Genomic DNA, 23,937 nt, shown 5'->3' on the forward strand with positions numbered 1-23,937 from the left:
TATTTTTTTCTATGGGTACTTTATCTTTGCTTCTACCGGCGCCCTCCATGGCCCTCACCTCCATTCAATAATTGTCTGTTCAGTATAATTTTAACTCTAATTCTTATTATCGCCAACTTATTTAATATTAAATATACTTAAAGTCAACTTGAAGAGTATAGCAGATTTTTTTAAGATGGAGACATTAAGTTTAACTTAGATTATTTTTAAGGTTTAAGAGAAAATGTAATTTAATGATTTCAGATTTAGTTTTTAGTATCTTTTTTGAATATTAAGATGTTTTTTTGTTTTAAATGTATTTTTATTGAAAAAACCGTTGACACCTCCTCTGAAAGGTGCTATACTCTTCATGTAAGCAATGGAAGTGGATGAGCAACTGGTGTTCTCCCCGGTCTTCAAAACCGTGTGGGCGGCGTGAGTCGTCGGTAGGTTCGATTCCTACACATTTCCGCCAAACTTAAATATAATTTACTTTGATATACAGGGATTTAATATAAAATCCCTGTATTTTTATTTTTTGACCCCCACGCTCTTCCGGTCGGTTTTTAGGCATACCGATGCTGGAGGCAGGGGTGTATTTTCACCCTTTATCTTGTTATTATTTTTAAGTAGGGATGAAATACGATAGATAAAAAAAGAGGGTTTAAAACCCTCTTCTTTACTTGTTTTTAAATTGGCTGCAACTAACTTTACTATACAGTTTTGCAATCTAAATATTATTCGTTTTCCACTATATATTTTTCAAGAAGCTCTTGGTAAAACTCGCTTCCAATAATGTTATCCAAAGCGCCATTTATCTTTTCCAGAAGCTCTGTATTCTCCTTACTTATAGCTATAGCATACTCCTCCTTTGCAAGCTCCTTTGGTAGTATCTTCAGTTCAGGATTCTGTCCTACAAAGTTTACTGCCTGCTGATAGTCTAGGATAATAGCATCTATCTTAGAAGTGTTAAGAGCTAAGATTGCTTCATAGGCCTTATTATACTTAGTAAGGTTTATCCCCTCTATTCCCTCAGCCAGGGTATCACTTGTTGTCCCCAAAGGAACTCCCACATTCTTTCCAGGAAGGTCCTCTCCACTGGTGATACTGGTATCATCCTTCTTTACTATAATTACCTGGCTTACATTAAAGTATGCCTTGGAAAAGTTTACTGCCTTCTTTCTTTCCTCGGTCACAGACATTCCAGAAATTATCGCATCTATCTTACCTGTCTGTAAAGCCGGAAGAAGTCCTGCAAAGGCTATATCCTGAATCTCTAACTTTATTCCAGCCTGTTTTTCTATCTCCTTTGCCAGATCCACATCAAAACCTACAATTTCTCCACCTTCTCTGTACTCAAATGGAGCAAAGTCAGCACTCATCCCTACCACATAGGTCTTCTGCTCCTCTTTTTTAGTCTCTTCCTTGGTTCCACAAGCTGCTAACAACATTATCATTAATATTCCCAGTATCTTCTTCATCTTTCTCCCTCCCTAGAGCTAACCTCAATAAAATTTATTGCGGCACTCTTCTCTAATAAAAAACGTTATCTTCTTGCCAAAACTTTTAAACCTTTATACTTATAAACCTTTTTTCTGCTTCATCATTGCATTTATCTTGCTAGGCAGTGAGAATAACTTTATGAACCCCTCTGCATCGCTGTGGTTGTAAAGATCACTTGCTCCAAAGGATGAAACCTCCTCGTCATAGAGAGCATTTTCACTCCACTTTCCTGCCACCTTTATATTTCCCTTATAGAGCTTTAGCTTTACCGTACCGCTTACACCCTCCTGAAGCTTTTCCACAAGACAGTCCATAGCTTCCTTCAATGGGCTGAACCATAGACCATTGTATGTAAGTTCTGCATACTTTAGAGCCATACTCTTTTTAAATGCCCACGACTCCTTGTCCATACAGATACTTTCCAAGTCCTCTAAAGCCTTATAAAGTATCGTTCCCCCTGGTGTTTCATAGACCCCTCTGGATTTCATTCCTACCAGTCTGTTTTCCACAATATCTATAATTCCTATACCGTTTCTTCCCCCTATCTCATTTAGCTTAGACACCAACTCTACCGCTCCTAACTTCTCTCCATTTACCGCCACTGGAGTTCCCTTATAGAACTCTACCTCCACATACTCCTCTACATCTGGAGCATCCTTAGGTGGTGTGGTCATCATATAGAAGTCCTCCTCCATATGTTCATTTCCAAGGCCCTCTATCTCTCCCCCCTCATGGCTGATATGCCATATATTCTGGTCTCTGGAGTAGATCTTCTCCTTGGTTACGCTGAGTTTTATCCCCTTGGACTGGGCATAATCTATGGCATCCTCTCTGGATTCTATATCCCACTCTCTCCACGGAGCTATTATCTTTATTGTAGGATCAAAGGAGGCTACTCCCACTTCAAATCTTACCTGGTCGTTTCCCTTACCTGTACACCCGTGGCATATATACTTAGCCCCCTCCTTGTGGGCTATCTCTACCAGCTTCTTTGCCATAAGAGGTCTAGCATAGGCTGTTCCCAGAAGATATCTTCCCTCATACATAGCCCCGGCTTTTAGTGCCTTAAAAACATAATCTGAAAGAAACTCCTCAGTTACCTCTTCTATATATATCTTGCTTGCTCCTGAAGATATGGCTTTCTCCTTTACCTCCTCCATATCGTCGTCCTGTCCTACATTTATACAGGCTGCTATTACTTCTAGATCATAGTTTTCCTTAAGCCATGGTACGATTATAGATGTATCCAGCCCCCCTGAATATGCCAGCACTACCTTTTCTTTAACTGTATTTTTTTCATTCATTGTTTTATCCCCCTATTTTCTCTAGATATTTCTTCCCGTTATTCATCTGTACCTCAAGAGCTTTCCTCCCTGTACCACCGTAGGAATTTCTCTCCCATACACAGCTTTCCAGACTTATCTTTTTATGGATATCCTCTCCGAAGGCTTCATCAAACTCCTTGAACTCCCCTAGCTTCAGTTCAGATATCTTCCTCTTATTTACCTCACAATAAACCACTATCTCTCCTACTATTCTGTGGGCTTCCCTGAAGGGAACTCCCTTCTTAGCCAGGTAATCAGCCACATCTGTGGCATTTATGAATCCTCCCTCTAGATTTTCATACATCCTATCTGCATTTATCTTCATTGTTTCAAACATCTCTTTGAATATCACAAGGGATATCTTTATTGTATCTATAGAATCAAAGATCCCCTCCTTGTCCTCTTGGGTATCCTTATTGTAAGCAAGGGGCAACCCCTTCATCACCGTCATTATCCCCACAAGGTTTCCATATATTCTTCCGGTCTTTCCCCTTATGAGCTCTGCCACATCGGGATTTTTCTTTTGTGGCATGATGGAGGATCCAGTGGAGTAGGTATCTGCCATCTCCACAAAGGAAAACTCGGTAGTCGACCATACCACTATCTCCTCACAAAATCTCGATAGGTGCATTGAGATCATTGATATTACAAAGTTCATCTCTATGATGAAATCTCTGTCACTCACTGTGTCTATGGAGTTTTCAGTTACCTTTTCAAACCCCAGCTCCTTGGCTACAAACTCTCTGTCTATATTGTAAGTTGTCCCTGCAAGTGCTCCTGCTCCCAGTGGCAGTTCATCCATCCTTTCTATGCTTTGCTCCAGCCTTTCATAGTCCCTCTTAAACATCTGAAAGTAAGCCATAAAGTGGTGAGCTGCCGATATAGGCTGAGCTCTTTGCAGGTGAGTATAACCTGGCATTATTACCTCTTTATTTTCAATACTTTTATTCAGAATCGATCCCATAAGCTCTTCGAGAAGCTTCTTTATAAGGGTTCCCTCCTTTTTCAGATACATCCTTATATCTACAGCCACCTGATCATTTCTGCTTCTTGCTGTGTGGAGCTTCCCTCCTATCTGACCAATCTTTTCTATAAGTCTTTTTTCTATAGCCATATGGATATCTTCGTCTTCTATATGGAAGACAAAGTTTTCTGCTTCTATCTCTTCCTTTATCTCCAGGAGACCATCTTTCATAGCCCTTTGCTCCTCAGATGAAATTATACCCTGTTTAGCCAGCATCTTGCTGTGAGCTATACTTCCCTCTATATCTTCAGCATACATTCTCTTATCAAAATTTATAGATGCATTGAACTCCTCCAGTATCTTGCTGGAACCTTCAACGAATCTTCCTCCCCATAACTTCAAACTTTTCCCCCTTTCTCTACTCTATCCACCGATAAGGACACAACTACCTCCCACAAAAATTCTTCTCTGCAGGTTTCTGATACCTTTCATCTCTACACTTCCTCCACCTGGTGTAAAGATCACTGCCGTTATTACCACTAATATATTTATCATCTTTTTCATCTTTCTTCTCCATGTTGTTTTTTCCTGTTTTTCATTTATTTTCTATTTTTTTGTATAAAAAAGGAGCCTGTCATCATCCAGGCTCCTACTCCAAGATAAATTACAGTTTCCTATATCAATATTCTGTTTTTAATTCTTCCTATACCTCATCCTGTTTTTCCTCATCTTTCTTCTCCCTGTCTATTAAAATCCATATGAAAATTTCTACTACTGCTATTTTTAGTGGTTCAGTACCTTATCCAGAAACTCCTTTGTTCTCTGGCTCTTGGCATTTTCAAATATCTCTATGGGATCACCATCTTCCACTACTACCCCCTGATCCATAAACATCACTCTGTTAGCCACATTTTTAGCAAAACCCATCTCATGGGTTACAATAACCATCGTCATCCCCTCGGTGGCCAGGTCTCTCATTACATCCAGTACCTCTCTTACCATCTCTGGGTCAAGGGCACTTGTCGGCTCATCAAATAACATGATGTGTGGATCCATTGCAAGGGCTCTTGCTATGGCTATTCTCTGTTTTTGTCCCCCGCTCAACTGGTTAGGATAAGCCTTTGCCTTATCAGCCAGCCCCACTCTTTCCAGCAGACTCATAGCCTTCTCCTCCATGGCTCCCTTTCCCTGCTTCTTAACCTTCATTGGTGCCAGTGTAAGGTTTTCAAGGACATTCTTATGTGGAAAAAGGTTAAAGTGCTGAAACACCATCCCCACTCTCTGACGTAGACTATTGATATTTGTAGCCTTCTCCATAATGTCCTGACCCTCTATGAGAATGCTTCCCTTAGTGGGCTCCTCCAGCTTGTTTATACATCTTAGAAATGTTGATTTCCCAGACCCGGAAGGTCCTATTACAGCTACTACCTCTCCCTTTTCCACATGCTTATCTATCCCCTTTAATACCTCTAATTCTCCAAAACTTTTATGTAACCCCTCTATCTTAATCACTTACCTTCAACCCCCCTTCAACTTTTCTCATGAACTTTGTAAACATCGTTGTCAACATTAGATATATAAACCCCACTGCCAGAAGCGGCTCCACTCCTCTGTATGTCTGGCTGGTAATTATATTAGCTGATCTCAGCAGATCCACTCCACCAATAAATCCTACTATGGAAGTTTCCTTCAGAAGAGCTATGAACTCACTTACAAGAGCTGGCAGTATCTTTTTTACTGCCTGTGGGATTATTATCTCCTTCATTGCTGTTGGATAGTTCATTCCCAATGCTCTTGCTGCTTCCATCTGTCCCTTTGGCAGCCCCTCTATTCCCGCTCTTATTATTTCCGCTACATAGGCTCCGCTGTTCAGCCCAAAGGCTATCCCTGCCACCACAAGTATGGGCGTATTTCTAAGCTTTCCTACAAATATTATGTTGGCCAAAATCATTAGCTGCACCACTGCTGGAGTTCCTCTCACAATATCCACATACCCCAGTGCAAATCTTTCCAATGGATTTACCTTCTCCAGCTGCTTTATCCCCTTGAAGGGATAGAAGTGAGACAGCTTCATCATAGCTAGTAGAATTCCCCATACTATCCCGATGACCGCTGCAAACAGGGTTACTCCTATGGAAAACTTCAATCCCTTTAATATATACATGTATCTTGAATCTTTAAAAAATATCTCTGTCAATGTCTGTAAGTACATCTCTTCCTCCTACTTATTCTTCCAATGTTAATAAAAAAAGTCCGGCCAGCTTTTGTAACCTTATCTACAAAACGGCTGACCAGACACTCTTCCTTAAGAAAAAACAAAAGCCAGCAGGTACAATCTACCTCTGGCTTAAACTCTCTCTCTCTACTCAGTTATACTCATGGGGTATCGCTTTCCCCCAATCTTTGCAAAAGAATTTAAATGTCAATTTAAGCCTATCGAAATTAGATAAGAATTATAGTTTTGTATTCTATTTCTCCTCATTCTACTCCTTAACTTAAGCATTTGACTTCCTCCTCTTTTAAAATCTTTAACCTGCTTCATTCTTCATCAACCATATTACTTCTCAAGTTGTTTTCTTAAATTATCTTTTATTAGAAATAAGTTTACCATTATAATCCCTTTCTGTCAACATTTTTTTATTAACGTTGTACCTACATAATGTACAATCTTTGTTGGAAAAGTATCAAATCTTGCCTTCTATTAAGCTTTTTGCTATATGATAGAGAGATCCTTGCTCCTTCAATACAGCATATAGAATGCCCCCTAAAGAGCCCCTCTCACAATTAAAATATAATTTTCTATAATAAACAACTTTTGAATCTGATATTTTTCATATAAAAAAGCAACGTGACGTTGCATCCCAATAATCTGTTGGAATACTAATTACTTCATAAAAATTTTTAATAAATTCTATACTTTCCTTAATAATAAAAAAGCAGGGATCCCCCTGCTCCTTATAAGAATTTTTTATCTCTTTTAACCTTTAAAGTACTCTTCCAACTTCTTTCCTGCTTCTTCCAATACTTCAAGTTCCTGGGTGCAGGATATTCTTATGCAGTTCTCTACCCCGAAGGATTTTCCTGGTACCACTGCTACCCCTGTATCCTCTAGCAGTTTCATAGAAAAATCCAAAGAATTTAGACTGCTTAACTTTGAATAGTCAGCTAATACATAGAATGTCCCCTCAGGTTTTACCACTTCAAAGCCTATCTTTTTTAATAAGTTATATATGTATAGAGCTCTTTCCTCATACTTTCTTAAATTATCTTCTAAATTGATATCTTCTTTTAGTGCTACCAGTCCCCCGTATTGCGAAAGGGTAGAAGGGGTACTAATTGTATATTGACTTATCTTTAACAGGTGGTTTCTTAGAGTTTTGTTGGCCAATATGTAACCTACTCTCCATCCCGTCATGGAATGGGACTTAGAAAACCCATTTACCACTATCAGATTATCCCTTACTTCCTTTACTGCAGCTGGAGAGTAGAATTTATTTCCAGAAAAAATTAACTCACTGTATATTTCATCTGAAATTAAATAGATATCTTTTTCCACTGCAAGCCTTGAGATCTTTTCTACCTCTTCCTCAGATAATATTGTTCCACATGGATTTGAAGGATAGTTTAATATAATTGCCTTAGTTTTAGGAGTAATTGCCCCCTCTAAGATATCAGCACTCACCTTATAGCCATTCTCCGTACTATCTACATAAACAATCTTAGCCCCCGATAGTGTAATAAGGCCGCCATATAGTGGATAAGCTGGTTTTACAACTATCACTTCATCCTCTGGATTCAGTATTCCTCTCAGTGCTGTTGAAATCCCCTCTGTGGATCCTACCGTTACCAGCACATTATCCCTGTCATAACTGGATCCATACTGATTGTTATAAAACTTCGCTATCTCCTCTCTGAATTCTACAACTCCCCCCAATGGAGAGTAACACAGCTGAGTTTCCAGCATATATTTTGCTGATTTTTCCAAAACAATTCTTGCGGTTTTTAAATCTGGTTCTCCTATTGTTAGATTTATAGAGCCCTCTATCTCCTGGCTTTTGGCCAATACGTGTCTTATATAATTTGGCTCTAATTCCTTTAATTTAGAATTGATGTTCATAACCATCCCCTACCTTCTCAGATCCTCTACCAGCTGAGTTTTTTCTTCAGTCTTCTCATCTACTTTCTTTATTACTCTGGCAGGGCTTCCAGCTACCACTACTCCCGGCTCTACATCCTCAGTTACTATGGCACCAGCTGCTACCACAGCTCCCTTACCTATCCTTACACCTTCCAGCACCACTGCATTGGCACCTATAAGGACATCGTCTTCCACTATTACAGGAGTAGCACTAGGCGGTTCAATTACCCCGGCAAGAACTGCACCGGCCCCTATATGACAATTTTTACCTACAGTAGCTCTTCCTCCCAGTACAGCGTTCATATCTATCATTGTTCCCGGTCCGATTACCGATCCTATATTTATACTTGCACCCATCATAATTACAGCATTATCTCCGATAGTTACCTTGTCTCTTATTACACACCCAGGTTCTATCCTTGCATTTATACCCTTGAGATCCAGGGTTGGGATAGCTGAGTTTCTTCTGTCATTTTCCACTACATAATCTGTTATAGAGTCTTCATTTGCACTGATTACTTCTTTAATTACTTCCCACTCTCCGAAGATCACCCTGGAGCTTCCCTCACCAAAAACCTTACACCCTTCAAAGTTTAAACTTTCAAAGTTACCGTTCATATATACTTTTACTGGTGTTACCTTCTTCGAATCTCTTATATAGTTTATTATCTCTCTTGCATTATTTAAATTTTCCATCATTTCCCCTTTTCTTCTAAAGATTTTTTATGTTGTTTTTATCTATTCTTCATCTTATCCTAGAATTTATCATGGCTCTATTAAAGGCCCAGCACATCCTTCATGGTATATAGATTATTTCCCATATCTCTTAAAAAGTAGATCCCCTTTAGAGCTCCCCTTACAAATATCTTTTTGGACAGGGCTTCGTGCTTTATCTCCACAATTTCATCCTCTCCGGCGAAGATTACAGAGTGCTCTCCTACGATGCTTCCGCCCCTCACTGCATGAACACCTACTTCGGTTCTTTCCCTTCTTGCCATCCCCTCTCTCCCATATACAGGCGACAGTTTTTCTGGGTGGCCTTCCACCACTCTGTCCAATAAAAATTTGGCTGTTCCACTTGGGGAATCCAACTTTTTATTGTGGTGCTTTTCAATTATCTCTATGTCAAAGCCTTCTCCCAGAGCTCCTGCCATCTGCTTAACCAGCTCCCCTAAGAGATTCACTCCAAGGGATGTATTATAGGAGAAGATTATGGGAGCTTCCTTGGCTGCTTCTTCTATCCTTCCTATCTCTTCATCTGTAAATCCAGTTGTTGCTATGAGTAATGGTATCTCCTTTAATTTTACAAAGGTAAGAAGCTCCTCTAAGTTAGAGGGATGGGAAAAATCTATTATCCCCTCTATATCTTGTGGAATACTTTCTAAAGATTCATAGACCAACTCCCCTGAAGCTTTTTTGTCTATCATCCCTACAAAGTTAAATCTGTCATCTTCTATTAGACCTTCTGCTACCAATCTCCCCATAGCTCCAGCGCCATAAACTGCTATATTCATAATCCCACTCCTGTTCTTTTGAATTTTCCTACTTTATCTCTATACCTACACCTTCCATCTCCTTTACCATCTCAGCTGTAGCTTCCTGACTCATCTCACACAGGGGAAGCCTTAAAGGCCCCACACCATAGCCTGCCAGATTCATAGCTTTCTTTATTGGAATAGGGTTTGCCTCTATAAAGAGGGAGTTTACAAAACCATTTATAGCTAATTGTTCCTTTCTGGATTTATCTATCCTTCCCTCTAAATAGTCCATTACTATATCATGGGTCTTTCTGGGCTCGATATTAGCCACTACAGATATTACTCCCTTCCCTCCAAGGGACAGTACCGGCACTATCATATCGTCATTTCCAGAGTATATATCAAATTCTTCCGGGCACCTTCTGGCAATCTCAGCTACATAGGAGATATCTCCGCTTGCTTCCTTTATCCCCACTATGTTTTCTACCCTGCTTAGCTCCTCTATGACTTTAACTGAAAGGTTTACTCCTGTTCTCGAAGGCACATTGTAGAGGATAACGGGAACTTCAACACTTCCTGCTATCTCCTTAAAGTGCCTCATAATCCCTTCATTATTCCCCTTGTTGTAGTATGGTGTCACCACAAGAAGGCCATCTGCTCCTGCCTCCTCTGCTCCCTTACTTAATTCTATGGCCTCTGCAGTACAGTTGCTTCCAGAGCCTGCTATTACGGGAATCCTTTTATTGGTATATTCACAACACCTTCTTATAAGTTCTATCTGCTCACCTATACTCATTGTTGAAGCTTCTCCAGTTGTCCCGGCTATTATTATTGCATCTGTTCCATTATCCACATGAAAATCTATCAGTTCATTCAGCTTATTGTAGTTTATAGTATGATCCTCATAAAATGGTGTTACTATAGCTACTCCCGATCCTCTAAATATACTCATCTTGTCCCCCTTGATATTCTTAATTCCTATTAATGACCTCTTTAATTTTTACCTTCTCTAATTAACAGCTCCGCTATCTGCACTGTATTTGTTGCAGCACCCTTTCTTATATTATCCGCCACTATCCACAGGTTCAGTCCGCTGACCAGACTTTCATCCCTTCTCACTCTTCCTACAAAGACCTCATCCTTCCCCTCTACAGAGATTGGCATGGGGTAGATATTGTTAGATGGGTCATCCATCAAAATTATTCCTGGAGTTTCTGAAAGTGCCCTCCTTACCTCCTCTATCTCAAACTCTTTTTCAAGCTCAACATTTACAGAGATAGAGTGTCCGTGTTTCACAGGTACTCTCACACATGTGGCACTTACTGGAAGATTGGGCTTCTCCAGGATCTTTCTCGTTTCTCCTATCATCTTCTCCTCTTCCTTAGTATTTCCATTTTCCATGAATACGTCTATATGGGGAAGGCAGTTGTAAGCTATAGGATGTGGGTAGTTTTTAGGCTCCTCTCCCCTTATTCCATCTTCCAGGTCTCTTATTCCAGCAAGTCCCGATCCCGATACCGCTTGATAGGTTGAGTACACTACTCTCTTTATGCTCCACCTGTCATCCAGGACCTTCAAGGGTACCACTGCCTGAATTGTAGAGCAGTTTGGGTTGGCTATTATATTCTTGTGCTTCATTGCTGCATCTGGATTCACCTCTGGTACAATAAGGGGTACATCCTCATCCATCCTGAATGCGCTGCTGTTATCTATTACTACCACATTGTTCCTTGATGCTATAGGTGAGTACTTTTTGCTGATATCTCCCCCTGCTGAAAATAGTGCATAGTCCATCTCCCTGTCAAAGGATCTTTCCGTCAGCTCCTCTATTGTGTATGTTTTTCCCCTAAACTCCACCTGCTTACCTGCTGACCTTGCAGAGGCAAAAAGGTAGAGCTCATCGATGGGAAAATCTCTTTCCTCAAGCACCTTTAAAAATGTAGTCCCCACAAGTCCTGTTGCTCCTACTATACCTACTTTATATCCCATCTTTCCTCCTCATTAATCATCTTTGGTCTGTCATTCTGTAACTCTATAAGAGGAACTCTCCCTCTGCTATCTTTACACTTGGTCCAGTCATGAAGACATCCTCTTCAACTTCTATATACATCTCTCCCCCAGGTACTACGACCTTGGTATCTTTCTCCAACCTTCCCAGCTTGTTTCCAATGACTGCAGCTGCACAGGCTCCTGTACCGCATGCCAGGGTCATTCCTGCCCCCCTCTCCCAGGTTGTTACATGAACTTCCTGACTGGATTTCACCTCACAGAAGTTTACATTGGTTCCCACTGGATACAGTTCATATTTTTCTATCTTGGGGCCTAGTTTTTCTACATCTACCCCCTTTAAATCATCTACAAATATCACTGTGTGGGTTGTTCCCATAAAGAGGGATGAGACCTTTATTTTTTCTCCATCTACCTCTATTTCCTTTTCTATATATTCCTGGGCTTCCTCTCTTATGGGTATAGCGCTTCCTTCAAAAATAGGTCTTCCCATATTGACCCTCACCATAAACTCGGTGCCCTCTGTTATAGTGACCCTCATCTCTCCAGCACCAGTCTGTATACTCACACTATCTCCTGAAAACAAGCCATTATTCTTCATATAATGGGTAAAACACCTTATCCCGTTGCCGCACATGGGAGCTGTTGTACCGTCTGCATTGTAGAAGTTCATCACTATTCCTCTGTCATTCCTTTCAAAGACTATCATCCCATCTGCACCGATTCCAAAGTTTCTGTGGCAAACTTTTTTTCCAAGCTCCGAAAGGTTTCTTCCCCTTACATCCTCTATATTTAATATAATGAAGTCGTTCCCTAGACCATGGTATTTTTCAAATCTCATCTTTCACCCCTTATAGATTAAATGCTTCTGCCAGAGCGTGTACAGCTCTTTCCTTGTCCTTTGGATCTATTGCATAGGAGATGCTTATCTCAGATGTGGTTACCTGATAAAATCTTATTCCTTCCCTTGCAAATACTTTAAACACCTTTCCTGCTACACCAGGATGGCTCATCATCCCTATTCCCACAAGAGATATCTTGGTAAAGTGATTGTGCTCCTCTACCTGAACCTCTCCCAGTTCTCTCCTTATTCTGTCCAAAGCTTCCTCAAGGAGATTAAGCTCATTATCTGGACATGTAAAGGACAGGTTCAGTCCGCCCCCTTCCACCAGGGTCTGGCTTATCATGTCTATATTGACCCCTGCCTCCCCCAGCGCCTCAAAAATATCCGATATATTTTCCGGAGTGTTCTCAAGAGATTTTAGAGTAGTAAGTATTATATTGTCTGTTATCCCAAGCCCTGTAATAACCTTCTCCTCCATATCCAAATTCCTTTCCACGATCATTGTCCCCCTTTTATCTGAAAGTGTTCTCCCAACATAGATTGGTACACCATATTTTTTTCCTAGCTCCACTGCTCTTACTTCCATTACTCCTGCTCCTAAACTGGACATCTCCATCATCTCTTCATAACTTATCTCATCTATCTTTTTAGCTTTAGAATAAGCTCTTGGATCCACTCCATATATTCCATCTACATCTGTGTATATCTCACACTCACAGTTAAGACTTGCTGCTAGAGCCACTGCACTGGTGTCGGATCCTCCTCTTCCCAGGGTTGTTATATCTCCAGCTTCATTTATCCCCTGGAATCCCGCCACAATTACAATCTTCCCTTCAGCCAGATACTTCTCAACCTTTTTAGAGTCGATACTCTTAATCTTACTCTTAGTATGTATCCCAGTGGTTTCTATCCCTGCCTGATAACCTGTAAGAGATATGGCACCTACTCCAAATTCATTTAGTGCCATGGTAAGGAGAGCTATGGTTTCCTGCTCCCCCACAGAAAGTAATCTGTCCAGCTCTCTTTTATTTGGTTTGGAAGTTATAGAACCTGCCTTGGCAAGAAGGGCATCTGTTGTCTTTCCCATGGCTGATACCACAACTACCAGTTCCCTTCCTTGTTTTTTTTGCTCCACCAGACTTTCGGCTATATTTTTAATCTTTTCAATGGTCCCTACCGATGTTCCCCCGTATTTTTGTACTATCCTCATACCTTCCTCCCTAGCTCAATATTAAATGACCCTATCTAATATAACTTAATATCATTTTTTATCAGGTCCATATAAGTTTCCCTCTTTACCACCAGCTTACTCTCTCCAGAACCTACAAATACAACTGCTGGTTTGGTTATCCTGTTGTAGTTACTTGCCATACTGTAGTTATAGGCCCCGGTAGAACCTACCGCTAAGATGTCCCCTACCTGGCATTTTTGTAGCAGGGTGTCCTTCATTATCACATCCCCCGATTCACAACACTTCCCCGCAACTGTTACCAGCTCCGTCGTGGGATCGGTCATCCTATTTGCTATACTTCCCTCATACTCTGCCTGATAGAGTGCCGGCCTTATGTTATCTGTCATTCCTCCATCTATAAATACATATTTTTTTCCGCTGTAGGTAGTCTTTAGTCCCCCTACCCTGTAAAGAGTGGTCCCTGCATTTGCCACAATACTTCTACCTGGTTCTATCATTACCCTTTCAATCTCCACTTGATATTCATCTATCTTCCTCTCCAGGTGCTCTATCATCTTAGAGGTGATATCTTCTATATCCAGGGCATCATCTCCCTTAGAGTAGTAGACTCCAAATCCCCCTCCCATATTTAAAACTTTTGCGCTATACCCTGTTTTCCTTTTAATTTTTGCTGCAAACTCCACCATTGTTTCTATGGCTACCAGATATGGAGCTTCATCAAATATTTGAGAGCCTATATGACAATGAAAGCCATCTAAGCTTATATATTGACTTTTGGAAGCTCTTTCTATGAACCCTTCTATTGTTTCGTCAAAAATTGATTCTCCAAATTTAGAGCAATATTTTGAGGTTTGGATGTACTCATGGGTATGAGCTTCTATACCTGGATTCACCCTCAAAAGTATTCTAACTTTCGAGTTACCTTTTCTGCATAATTCCTCCAATAATTCCAGCTCTCCCGGGTTATCCACAATAATTGTTCCCACTTTAGATTCTAAAGCCAGCTCTATTTCCTCTGCTCCCTTATTATTTCCGTGGAAGTATATCTTCTCCATGGGAAATCCAGCTTCCCTTGCTGTAAATACCTCTCCCCCTGATACTGCATCCATACTCAGACCCTCTCTGGCCACCAACTGACACATGGCCATAGTTAGAAAAGCCTTGGATGCGTAGATTATTTCAGTCTGGAATTTATTGGATTGAAATCCCCTTTTAAACTTATTCATATTCTCCTCTATCAGACACTGATCCATCACATAGAGGGGAGAACCATATTCTTCCACTAATTTCTCGGTACTTATCCCCCCTATATGCAATAGATTTTCCTTCACTTCCATCGTTCCAAATCTTCTCATGACTCCCCCCTAATTTTTAACCTCAACTAGTAAAGCCTATCCAAATTTTAAACTCTTTAATAAAAAAAAGTCGCTAGGATATATTCCTACCGACTTATAATCACAAAAAAATTATAGTTAAGTATGAATAGCACCCCATTATTTCTAAAAAATAATGACAGTTCTGCAGCTCTTAACTACAGCCCCAGCAGCATCCCTCGGCATTAGGATACAACTTCGGCAGATCTCCCTTTCAATATACTGCATTGGACTTGCCTGTCCTTCATATATCTACTGATAATCTCTGCGACCTCTATTACTAATTTCGTATTAGTTTTTAATTTCATTCATTCTATTTGATTATTGCTCCAAAGTAAAATATACTCTATATATGATTTTGTTTTAAAATTTATATAATTTGTGTGAAATCGACTTCATTCCTCAGTTTTTCTCTCCTTTTCACTAAAAATAACTTGGTTCTAAAATTAAAATAAAACAAAACTTGTTTTTTCCAATTTTGAACACTATAATCTCTATAAACTACGATATTATTAGGAATTAGCTGTTTAAGGAGGAAAGGTAATGAATATAGATAATTTATTGGAAGAGGTCACAAGGTATAGAAGGGAGCTTCACCAGATTCCAGAGATAGGGTATAGCGAAGTAAAAACACAGGAGTACCTTATAGAGGTTCTTACAAAAATGGGCTATAAGCCTGAAATAATTTGTGGTACAGGAGTATATGTATATATTGAGGGAGAGGGCTCCGATACTGTAGCTTTCAGGGCAGATATAGATGCTCTCCCCATCACAGAGGAGACCAACTGCTCATTTAAGTCCCTCCATAAAGGACACATGCATGCATGCGGTCACGACGGCCATATGTCTATGCTTTTAGGTTTTGCCCATCACCTTAAATCCTATAAAAAATTTAATAAAAATATTCTCCTTATATTCCAGCCTGCTGAGGAGGGACCAGGAGGAGCAAAGGATATTGTTAGTGAGGGACTCCTTGAAAAATACAATGTAAAGGGTATATTTGGAGCTCACCTCTTTCCTGGGCTAGAGGAAGGAGTTGTTGCATCTAAAAAGGGAGCTATGATGGCTCAGTCCACAGAGATAGATATAGATATTATAGGAAAAAGTGGTCACGGAGCCATGCCCCAGACAGCAGTAGATTCTATATTAGTCACTGCAAAACTTCTAGAGGCATATCAGTCCATAGTTTCAAGAAGTCTTTCACCTCTTTCCCAATCTGTTATCACCTTTGGAAGGATAGAGGGGGGAACAGTAAGAAATATTATTGCTGAAAATACAAGGATAGAGGGTACAATACGTACTTTTTCCAGAAAGATTTTAGACGATATCTTAAGGAGGATAGGTGAGATAAATGAAGGTTTTGAAAGGTCCTACGGTGTCAGGATAAATTGCCACATAAACATCCTGTATCCTCCTGTAATAAACGATGCTCACCTCTTTAGTCAGATAGAGGAGTTGGTTGACCTCTCCGATATAGAGCCTTTGATGCTTGCTGAGGATTTCTCCTACTACCAGGAAGCTGTTCCAGGTATCTTCTTCTTCCTGGGAACTAAAAACGAAGAAAGGGGATTTACCGCCCCCCTTCATAACTCCAAGTTTAATTTCGATGAGAAAGTTCTTCTAAAGGGAATTGAGTTGTATACCCTCCTATCCAAGAAAATAAAATTAATCTAACATTCATTTTTTTCTTTGGATAATTACTCCTATATAATATTAGCTATCTTGAAGGTGCCTCATTTTCTGTATTCTTGAATTAATCCTTTTTATTCTTAGGAATTGGAAGATCATAATGCACCCTTGGAAATACTGCTACATACCTCAATTTTTTAATGCATTAATATATTGTTTTCTAAAACACCCTTACCTAAAGAAAATTTCCCTGCAATTTTCAGAGGGAAAATAACCTAAATGAGGAGTATATAAACCCTTCCTAGGATTTATATACTCCTTTAATTTAAAAAATCTATTGATCAGTTTTTGAATTAAAAAAACAATACTTAAAACCAACCCCTCAGAAGTTTTTTGTGTATTTACAGGCACACAATCACAAGGACACCCATTGCCCTTACACTGGAAATTGGAAAGCTTTATAATTTCCTTTTAAAGTCACTATGCCTTCGAGAGTTAAGCTCGATAAAAATCAGGTCAACATTATTCCCCCCCTGCAAGGGTTGCAACCATAAGTGCCTTTATAGTATGCAATCTATTCTCTGCCTGATCAAATACCATAGACTGCTCTCCTTCAAAAACTTCTTCTGTTACCTCCATCTCTTTAATCCCAAATTTTTCATAAATTTCTCTGCCTATTAATGTTTCTTGGTTGTGAAAAGCCGGAAGACAATGAAGAAAGATCGCTTTCTCTCCTGTCATCTTCATTACACCACTATTTACCTGATAGGGAAGAAGCTTTTCTATCCTCTCCTTCCAAACCTCGTCTTTTTCTCCCATAGATACCCATACGTCAGTATACACTACATCTACATCTGCAACCCCTTCCTTTAGGGAGGGGGTAAAAGTTAGTTTTCCACCTGTTGTTTCTGCAATTTTTTCAGCTTTTTTTCTCAGGGATTCCTCTGGGTAAAGATCCTCTGGAGCCACAATTCTAAAATCCAACCCCAACATGGCGGACCCTATCATAAGAGAGTTCCCCATATTATTTCGACCGTCCCCCAGATAGGCCATCTTTATCCCCTCCAGTTTGCCAAGCTTCTCCTTAATGGTAAGAAAATCTGCCAAGATCTGAGTTGGGTGAAACTCATCTGTGAGCCCATTCCATACTGGTACACCTGCAAACTCTCCCAACACCTCCACAGCTTCCTGACTGTGTCCTCTAAATTCTATCCCCTCATATAAACGCCCCAATACCCTCGCTGTATCCTTTATAGATTCCTTCTTCCCTATCTGGCTTCCTGAAGATCCTAAATATGTCACTGTAGCTCCCTGATCCTTGGCTCCCGCCTCAAAAGCACATCTGGTTCTTGTGGAATCCTTTTCAAAGATGAGAGCAATATTTTTTCCACAAAGATATTTCTTTTCATTCCCTTCCTTTTTTTCCTTTTTTAGCTTAGCTGAAAGTTCCAAAAGAAAATTAAGTTCCTCTGAAGTATAGTCTAAAAGCTTTAAAAAATTTCTTCCCTTTATCATCTTTCTCCCCCCTTAAATCCCTGAAGTATTTCCTTTAGCTTAATGTAAACTTTATCTAACTCCTCCATGCTTATATTTAAAGGAGGTATTATTCTCACTACATTATCACCTGCTCCAACTAAAAGAACCTTTTTCTCAAGAGCATACTTTATAAAGTCTCCAGGATCTTTTTTGAACTTTATCCCCTGTAGAAGTCCAATTCCCCTCACTTCTTCTATAATGTCAAACTCCTCCTCTAGAAGTTCCAGTTTTTTTCTCAAACTTTCCGCTTTTTTATCTACCTCTGCCATTACTCCCTTGTCTATTAACTCTGTTAAAACTGTTTTCCCAACAGCACAGGCAAATGGATTTCCACCAAAGGTAGTCCCGTGGTCTCCAGGAGCAAAGACATCTGCTTTTTCATTGACAAGAACTGCCCCTATGGGAATCCCTCCTCCAAGTCCCTTCGCCATACACACCACATCGGGTATAACTCCAAACTTATCATAGGCAAAGAAGCTTCCGCTTCTTCCTACACCACACTGAATTTCATCAAAAATCAAGAGACAATTCCATTTATCACAAAACTCCCTTAATTTTTTTAAAAATTCCACCTCTGCCTTCACCAGGCCCCCCTCCCCTTGAATAGGCTCTACTATTATTGCACAGGCTCCAGAGATCTTTTTGTAGATATCCTCGATACTATTGAGTTCACACTGTTCTGTTCCACCTATGAGAGGCTTAAATTCCTTTTGATACTTGGGCTGCCCAGTCACAGAAAGAGCTCCCATAGTTCTTCCATGGAAAGAATTCTTCATATAAAGGATCTTACTCTTGCCATGACCCCTTTGTTTTCCATACTTTCTAGCTATTTTAAGGGCTGCTTCCACAGCCTCTGCTCCGCTGTTGCAAAAAAATACCCTACTGTGATCACTTAAATCCACCAGCTTTTCAGCCAGTTCATGCTGCTCTGTAGTATGATAAAGATTTGAGATGTGGAGTAACTTTTCACTTTGCTTTTTTATAGTCTTTACTATCTCAGGATGACAATGCCCCAGTGCATTTACAGCTATTCCCGCTACAAGGTCCATATACTCGGTCCCTACATCATCATATATTTTCATTCCTATACCCGATACAAAATTATTATCAGGTCTGGTATAAGTATTTATTAGCATTTTTAACCTCCCCGTTGCCTACAATCATCGTTCCAATACCACTTTCAGTGAATAATTCTCTTAAGATACTGTGCTCCCTTTCACCATTTAAAATGTGCACCTTTTCCACTCCATTTTTTAGAGAAGATATGCATGCTTCTACCTTGGGTATCATTCCCCCACAGATTATTCCCTCTTCAATAAGCTTGGCTGCTTCCTCCACTCCCAACTCTTTTATCAATGTTCCCTTATCATCTATGTCCTCATAGATCCCATCTGTATCCGTAATGAGAATAAGCTTAGCTGCTTTAAGGGTCCCAGCTACTTCGCCAGCCACATAATCAGCATTTATATTATATGTGTTTCCTTTCTTGTCTGTTCCCAAAGGTGCTATTACAGGTATTATCCCTGCTTCCAAAAGATTCTCTATGATCTCGGCATCTATACCTTCTACCTGTCCCACATAACCTATATCTATCCTCTCTTCATTACTTCCTATGTATTTTTTTTCTGCCATTATCATATTGCTGTCTTTACCTGTGATTCCCACAGCTCTGGTGCCATTTTTATTCAAAAGGGATACTATCTCCTTATTTACCTTGCCGCCGAGAACCATCTCTACTATTTCTATAGTTTCCCTGTCTGTTACCCTGTTTCCCCTTTTAAACTCAGATGTTTTCCCTAGTTTATGAAGCATATTATTTATTGCAGGTCCCCCTCCGTGTACAACGACTGGAAACATTCCTACATATTTTAATAGAGCTATATCTCTTATAACCTTTTCCTTTATCTCCTCATCCCTCATGGCATTTCCACCGTACTTTATGACTACTGTTTTACCGTGAAACTCCCTTATATAAGCAAGTGCCTGAGACAAGATTTTTACGTCTTCCATTCTCCCCCCTAAGTTCTGTATGCCCCGTTAATTTTTACATAGTCATAGCTCAAATCACATCCCCAAGCAGTAGCTGAATACTGCCCCTCTTTTAAATCAATATCAACTTTAACTTCTTCCTTTAAAAGAATTTCCTTAGCTTTTTTTTCGTCAAAATCAACTCCCATGCCATCCTTGGCTATCTGGATTTTATCTCCTTCACCATAAAATGAAATGTCTACTTTATCTGGGTCAAGTTCAGCCTCAGAGTATCCTAGTGCACAGAGAATTCTCCCCCAGTTTGCATCGGCTCCAAAGAAAGCACACTTAGTAAGATTAGATCTTATTACAGCCTTTGCACACATTCTTGCCCCTTCAAGATCTTTTGCATTTTTTACTTCTACCTCTATAAGCTTAGTTGCCCCTTCACCATCCTTGGCAATAAGTTTAGCCAGCTCTGTATTCATATATGCCAGTGCTTCCTTAAACTTTTCATAGTCTTCACCGGGAGACTCAATTTTGATGTTTTCTGCCAGGCCATTTGCCAGGATCATAGCCATGTCATTGGTACTTGTGTCTCCATCTACAGATATCATGTTATAGGATGCCCCTACGCTCTCTTTAAAAGCTGCATCTAGCATCCTCTTACTGATATTTAGATCTGTTACAAGAAAGGAGAGCATTGTTGCCATATCTGGGTGAACCATTCCAGATCCTTTAGCTATTCCGGCTAAGGTTATCTCCTTCCCTCCAGCTTCAAATGATACTGTCAGCTTTTTTTCAAAGGTATCCGTTGTTTTAATAGCTATTGCAGCATCGGTTCCTCCTTCATCTGAGAGTTTTGAACACCCCTTCTTTATTGCTGGGATCACCTTCTCCATATCCAGCTGGACTCCTATAATCCCAGTGGATTGAACAATAACCTCCTCCCTTTTTACTTCCAGTGCATCTGCCACTGTTTGAGCCATTATATTTACATTTTTTAATCCTTCCTTCCCCGTACAGGAGTTAGCATTTCCGCTGTTTACCACGATTGCTTTAGTGGTAGGATACTTGATATGCTCCATATTCATCAGTATTGGTGCTGCCTTTACCTTGTTTCTTGTAAATACAGCTGAAGCCACAGGATTACCCTCCGAAGAGATAACACAAAGATCTTTTTTCCCGCTTTTTTTGAGACCTCCTGATATCCCACTGGCTTTTATTCCCTTTACATCTGTTATGGTTTTCTCCTTCAATATCTTCATCTTTTCTTTTCCCCCCTAGATGGTTTGCTATTCACCACTATTACTTTAGTGGTGGGATTCTTGATATACTCTATATTCATTGGTATTGGTGTAGCTTTTACCTTATTTGTTCGAGAAACCACCAAAGCCAATTCTTCCCCCTTCCAACTGGTCACACCCATGTCTCCCTTCTCTCTTTTTTTTGGCTCTCTGCCCCCTTATTGCCTTATATTCCATTTAAATCTGCTAAAGTAGTTTTTTCAACTAATTTCATGCTCTTCCCCTGAATAAACCTAAGGAAAAATAGAGATAAAATCTATTGCTGTAGCTTCCTCAAATCCAAACATCAAATTCATATTCTGCACTGCCTGTCCTGCCGCTCCCTTTACAAGGTTATCTATTGCAGATACAACAATTACTCGTCCCGTTCGTTTATCCACCTTCACCGAAATATCACAGTAGTTACCTCCCTTTACCCACCTGGTTTCAGGAAGTTCCTCCTTGATACGTATAAACTTTTCCCCACTGTATTCCTTTTCATACAGCTTCCTCAAAGATTCATCATCGATTTCTCTCTTGAGGTCTCCGTAGATTACAGATAGTATCCCCCTGTTCATGGGGACAAGATGTGGTGTAAAAGTTAACTTTACCTCTTCATTGGCAACCTTGGAAGCCTCCTGTTCTATCTCTGGAGTATGTCTGTGGGTTGTTACTGCATAAGCTTTTATAGTTTCACTGCATTCACACATGAGAGTTTGAGTTACACTACCCCTTCCGGCACCGCTTACTCCTGATTTTGCATCTATTATTATGGAGTTGCTTTGAATGAGTCCTCTCTTTAAAAGAGGGATTAAGGCCAGTAAGCTGGCAGTTGGATAACAACCAGGGTTGGCAACCAGTCTGCTTTCTCTTATCTTTTCTCTGTTTAATTCAGTGAGCCCATATACAGCTTCAGATAAGTTCTTCTTCCCATCGCAAGTTTTTCCATACCACTCTTCATACTTCTCTGAATCATCAAGGCGGAAATCCGCTCCCAGATCGACTACCCTTACTCCCCTGTCCAGAGCCATTTGAGTAATCTCAAAAGCCTTTCCATGGGGAAGTGCTATAAAAAGGAGGTCTATATCGCCAAGCCTCTCCTTCACATCTGTATTAGGGATACATACCTTAGTAAATTCACCAAAGTAATTCCCATATATTCTGGAAAAATCCTGTCCTCCGTGACTATAGGATGCTATAAACTCTATCTCTACATTGGGATGATTCCTCAGCAGCCACAGAAGCTGTTGACCTGCATAACCTGTAGCTCCTAATATTCCTACCTTTTTCACCTTTATATCCACTCCCTTCTTCTTTATATTTTCTTTTATCAACCTCTTTCAGGAAATTTGCCCAGCTCCTCGGTACCTCTCTTTTTAATTTTTTTCTCCATACAACTTCCCTCCTTCACTCCAATCTCTGTTTTTTGTATAAAAAAGGAGCCTGCCGGATTATCAGCAGACTCCTGGAGATATACATCTCCAAAAAAATTCTTAGCTCCGTCAGTACTGAATATTATATTTTGATCTGATCCTCCTGTATCTCCTCATTCTAAGCCTCCTTTTATACTTCTTCTCTTTTTTAATGAAATTTTGTAAACAAAAAACCTGGTATCAGCTTTTTAAACTAGCTCCTACCAGGTTCTTCTCAAAACAAAAGCCAGCAATATTTACTGCTGGCTTTTTAATACAATTTTTGTATACTCATTGGGAGTATCTCTTCCCAAATCTTTGCACAAGAATTTATTAGGTCAATCAAGCCATTTTAAAGTGATAGGATTTATTGGTTTTTATTCTTCTCCTCATCCTACTTCTCCTGATTAACATAACAGATCCCCCTACGAAATTTTCTTTTACATAAATGTTTCTTTATTTGAGATTGATACTATCAGATATCATTTAACCTTGTCAACAACTTTTTTTGAGACATATCAACATTTTAAAAACCATACTAAAAAATAAGTACTTTTCATTATCGATTACTTCTTTAAGAAGTTCATTTACTAAATAAATATAAAAGATTTAGAAAGAAGATGATTTAATGATAAGTGATGCATTTACATGGCACACTATCTATCAAGGGAGTGTAAGAGATTTTTGTATTTTATTAAAAAATGCTATATCCCCTTGTTTTAAGAGTGCCTTATATGGACTTGCCTGATTTATCTAGATGATTTGACATTTTTTATTTCATGCTACAATTAAATCCATTCTAAAATAAATATCACTCTCTAACCTAGCATCCCTAAAATATTAATACTTTCTATAAACCTGATCACTTCCTCTGACTTATCAGTTAGCTCTATAATCTTAGCCTTCCCAACCTTATTTCTCTTAATGAATCCTTTGGCCTCCAGCACCTTTATCCTTCTTATAGTTAATGCTCTATCTAGATTATGCCTGTTTTCCAGGGTATACAGCGATTCTTTAGACCCCTTACAGGCACTTATTATCTTTAAATCATGTCTAGCTACTCCAAATTTTTCCATGGTAGCTGAAAATATAACCTTTTCAATCTCAAACAGCTCCTCTATCGACATATCTTTGACCTCCTAAAACTTCACGAGTTTTCATCATATCATATTTTTCTAATACAAAACATGGTTAAATTAGTTAACTATAAGTACTACTAGGAAGATATAGCGGGGTAGGAAAAAGCTTCTTGGAAAAACAAAAAGCCCCGAAGGGCTTATAAGTATTAGTTGCTTTTCTCAGT

At 39.6% G+C, this 23,937-nt stretch carries 21 protein-coding genes, 1 tRNA gene and 1 riboswitch; of the genes, 2 read left to right on the forward strand and 20 right to left on the reverse strand.

Going from position 1 to position 23,937, the window contains the following annotated elements; genetic code table 11:
• Nucleotides 1–360: 360 nt before the first annotated feature.
• Nucleotides 361–454, forward strand: a tRNA-Sec gene (locus QMG11_RS08830).
• A gap of 262 nt (nt 455–716) precedes the next feature.
• Here QMG11_RS08830 and QMG11_RS08835 read toward each other — a convergent pair.
• From QMG11_RS08835 to lysA, 14 genes are all read right to left on the reverse strand, one after another.
• A complete protein-coding gene (locus tag QMG11_RS08835) occupies nt 717–1,460 on the reverse strand; it encodes a basic amino acid ABC transporter substrate-binding protein (protein ID WP_281835259.1) in 744 nt (247 codons plus the stop codon).
• Between the two features lie 99 nt (nt 1,461–1,559).
• Complete coding sequence (locus QMG11_RS08840; protein ID WP_281835261.1) at nt 1,560–2,786, reverse strand: argininosuccinate synthase; 1,227 nt, start codon at nt 2,784–2,786, stop codon at nt 1,560–1,562.
• Nucleotides 2,787–2,790: 4 nt separating this feature from the next.
• Nucleotides 2,791–4,173 carry an argininosuccinate lyase gene (argH, locus tag QMG11_RS08845; RefSeq protein ID WP_281835263.1) on the reverse strand — a complete coding sequence of 461 codons (1,383 nt, stop codon included), beginning with the start codon at nt 4,171–4,173 and terminating at the stop codon, nt 2,791–2,793.
• Between the two features lie 21 nt (nt 4,174–4,194).
• Nucleotides 4,195–4,335, reverse strand: coding sequence for a hypothetical protein (locus QMG11_RS08850; RefSeq protein ID WP_281835265.1), 141 nt, complete (start codon nt 4,333–4,335; stop codon nt 4,195–4,197).
• Nucleotides 4,336–4,554: 219 nt separating this feature from the next.
• A complete protein-coding gene (locus tag QMG11_RS08855; RefSeq protein ID WP_281835267.1) occupies nt 4,555–5,283 on the reverse strand; it encodes an amino acid ABC transporter ATP-binding protein in 729 nt (242 codons plus the stop codon).
• Complete coding sequence (locus QMG11_RS08860) at nt 5,276–5,983, reverse strand: amino acid ABC transporter permease (RefSeq protein WP_281835269.1); 708 nt, start codon at nt 5,981–5,983, stop codon at nt 5,276–5,278. Before QMG11_RS08860 ends, QMG11_RS08855 begins: the two co-directional genes overlap by 8 nt.
• Nucleotides 5,984–6,748: 765 nt before the next feature.
• Nucleotides 6,749–7,888: a pyridoxal phosphate-dependent aminotransferase gene (locus tag QMG11_RS08865; protein ID WP_281835271.1), complete on the reverse strand. Its 1,140-nt coding sequence runs from the start codon at nt 7,886–7,888 to the stop codon at nt 6,749–6,751.
• A gap of 9 nt (nt 7,889–7,897) precedes the next feature.
• Nucleotides 7,898–8,605 carry a 2,3,4,5-tetrahydropyridine-2,6-dicarboxylate N-acetyltransferase gene (dapD, locus tag QMG11_RS08870; RefSeq protein ID WP_281835273.1) on the reverse strand — a complete coding sequence of 236 codons (708 nt, stop codon included), beginning with the start codon at nt 8,603–8,605 and terminating at the stop codon, nt 7,898–7,900.
• Nucleotides 8,606–8,685: 80 nt separating this feature from the next.
• The gene (dapB, locus tag QMG11_RS08875) at nt 8,686–9,423 is read right to left on the reverse strand and encodes a 4-hydroxy-tetrahydrodipicolinate reductase (RefSeq protein ID WP_281835275.1); all 738 of its coding nucleotides are present in this window, start codon (nt 9,421–9,423) and stop codon (nt 8,686–8,688) included.
• A 28-nt stretch (nt 9,424–9,451) separates the two neighbouring features.
• Complete coding sequence (dapA, locus tag QMG11_RS08880; RefSeq protein WP_281835277.1) at nt 9,452–10,339, reverse strand: 4-hydroxy-tetrahydrodipicolinate synthase; 888 nt, start codon at nt 10,337–10,339, stop codon at nt 9,452–9,454.
• A gap of 41 nt (nt 10,340–10,380) precedes the next feature.
• Nucleotides 10,381–11,376, reverse strand: a complete 996-nt coding sequence (locus QMG11_RS08885; protein WP_281835281.1) for an aspartate-semialdehyde dehydrogenase — start codon at nt 11,374–11,376, stop codon at nt 10,381–10,383.
• Nucleotides 11,377–11,419: 43 nt separating this feature from the next.
• Nucleotides 11,420–12,235 (reverse strand): diaminopimelate epimerase, encoded by an 816-nt coding sequence (gene dapF, locus QMG11_RS08890; protein WP_281835283.1) that lies wholly within the window; start codon nt 12,233–12,235, stop codon nt 11,420–11,422.
• A gap of 10 nt (nt 12,236–12,245) precedes the next feature.
• Nucleotides 12,246–13,448 (reverse strand): aspartate kinase, encoded by a 1,203-nt coding sequence (locus tag QMG11_RS08895; protein ID WP_281835285.1) that lies wholly within the window; start codon nt 13,446–13,448, stop codon nt 12,246–12,248.
• Nucleotides 13,449–13,483: 35 nt separating this feature from the next.
• A complete protein-coding gene (gene lysA / locus QMG11_RS08900; RefSeq protein ID WP_281835288.1) occupies nt 13,484–14,785 on the reverse strand; it encodes a diaminopimelate decarboxylase in 1,302 nt (433 codons plus the stop codon).
• A gap of 120 nt (nt 14,786–14,905) precedes the next feature.
• Nucleotides 14,906–15,088, reverse strand: a riboswitch (Lysine riboswitch).
• A 258-nt stretch (nt 15,089–15,346) separates the two neighbouring features.
• Between lysA and QMG11_RS08905 the strand changes: the two genes are divergently transcribed.
• Nucleotides 15,347–16,477, forward strand: a complete 1,131-nt coding sequence (locus QMG11_RS08905; protein ID WP_281835290.1) for a M20 metallopeptidase family protein — start codon at nt 15,347–15,349, stop codon at nt 16,475–16,477.
• Nucleotides 16,478–16,954: 477 nt separating this feature from the next.
• Here the strand turns inward: QMG11_RS08905 and argF are convergent, their stop codons facing one another.
• The 6 genes from argF to QMG11_RS08935 all read right to left on the reverse strand — a co-directional run bounded on the left by argF (nt 16,955) and on the right by QMG11_RS08935 (nt 23,761).
• Nucleotides 16,955–17,947 (reverse strand): ornithine carbamoyltransferase, encoded by a 993-nt coding sequence (argF, locus tag QMG11_RS08910; protein WP_281835293.1) that lies wholly within the window; start codon nt 17,945–17,947, stop codon nt 16,955–16,957.
• A complete protein-coding gene (locus QMG11_RS08915) occupies nt 17,944–19,104 on the reverse strand; it encodes an aspartate aminotransferase family protein (RefSeq protein ID WP_281835295.1) in 1,161 nt (386 codons plus the stop codon). The genes argF and QMG11_RS08915 overlap by 4 nt, the downstream gene beginning before the upstream one ends.
• Complete coding sequence (argB, locus tag QMG11_RS08920; protein WP_281835297.1) at nt 19,076–19,978, reverse strand: acetylglutamate kinase; 903 nt, start codon at nt 19,976–19,978, stop codon at nt 19,076–19,078. Before argB ends, QMG11_RS08915 begins: the two co-directional genes overlap by 29 nt.
• 8 nt (nt 19,979–19,986) lie before the next feature.
• On the reverse strand, nt 19,987–21,204 hold the full coding sequence (gene argJ, locus QMG11_RS08925) for a bifunctional glutamate N-acetyltransferase/amino-acid acetyltransferase ArgJ (protein ID WP_281835299.1): 1,218 nt from the start codon (nt 21,202–21,204) through the stop codon (nt 19,987–19,989).
• 272 nt (nt 21,205–21,476) lie between these two features.
• A complete protein-coding gene (gene argC / locus QMG11_RS08930; RefSeq protein ID WP_281835301.1) occupies nt 21,477–22,514 on the reverse strand; it encodes an N-acetyl-gamma-glutamyl-phosphate reductase in 1,038 nt (345 codons plus the stop codon).
• Nucleotides 22,515–23,452: 938 nt separating this feature from the next.
• Complete coding sequence (locus QMG11_RS08935) at nt 23,453–23,761, reverse strand: DUF6293 family protein (protein WP_281835303.1); 309 nt, start codon at nt 23,759–23,761, stop codon at nt 23,453–23,455.
• Nucleotides 23,762–23,937: the final 176 nt, after the last annotated feature.

Origin of the sequence: Propionigenium maris DSM 9537 (assembly GCF_027925155.1) — a bacterium.
Classification (GTDB): Bacteria; Fusobacteriota; Fusobacteriia; order Fusobacteriales; family Fusobacteriaceae; genus Propionigenium; species Propionigenium maris.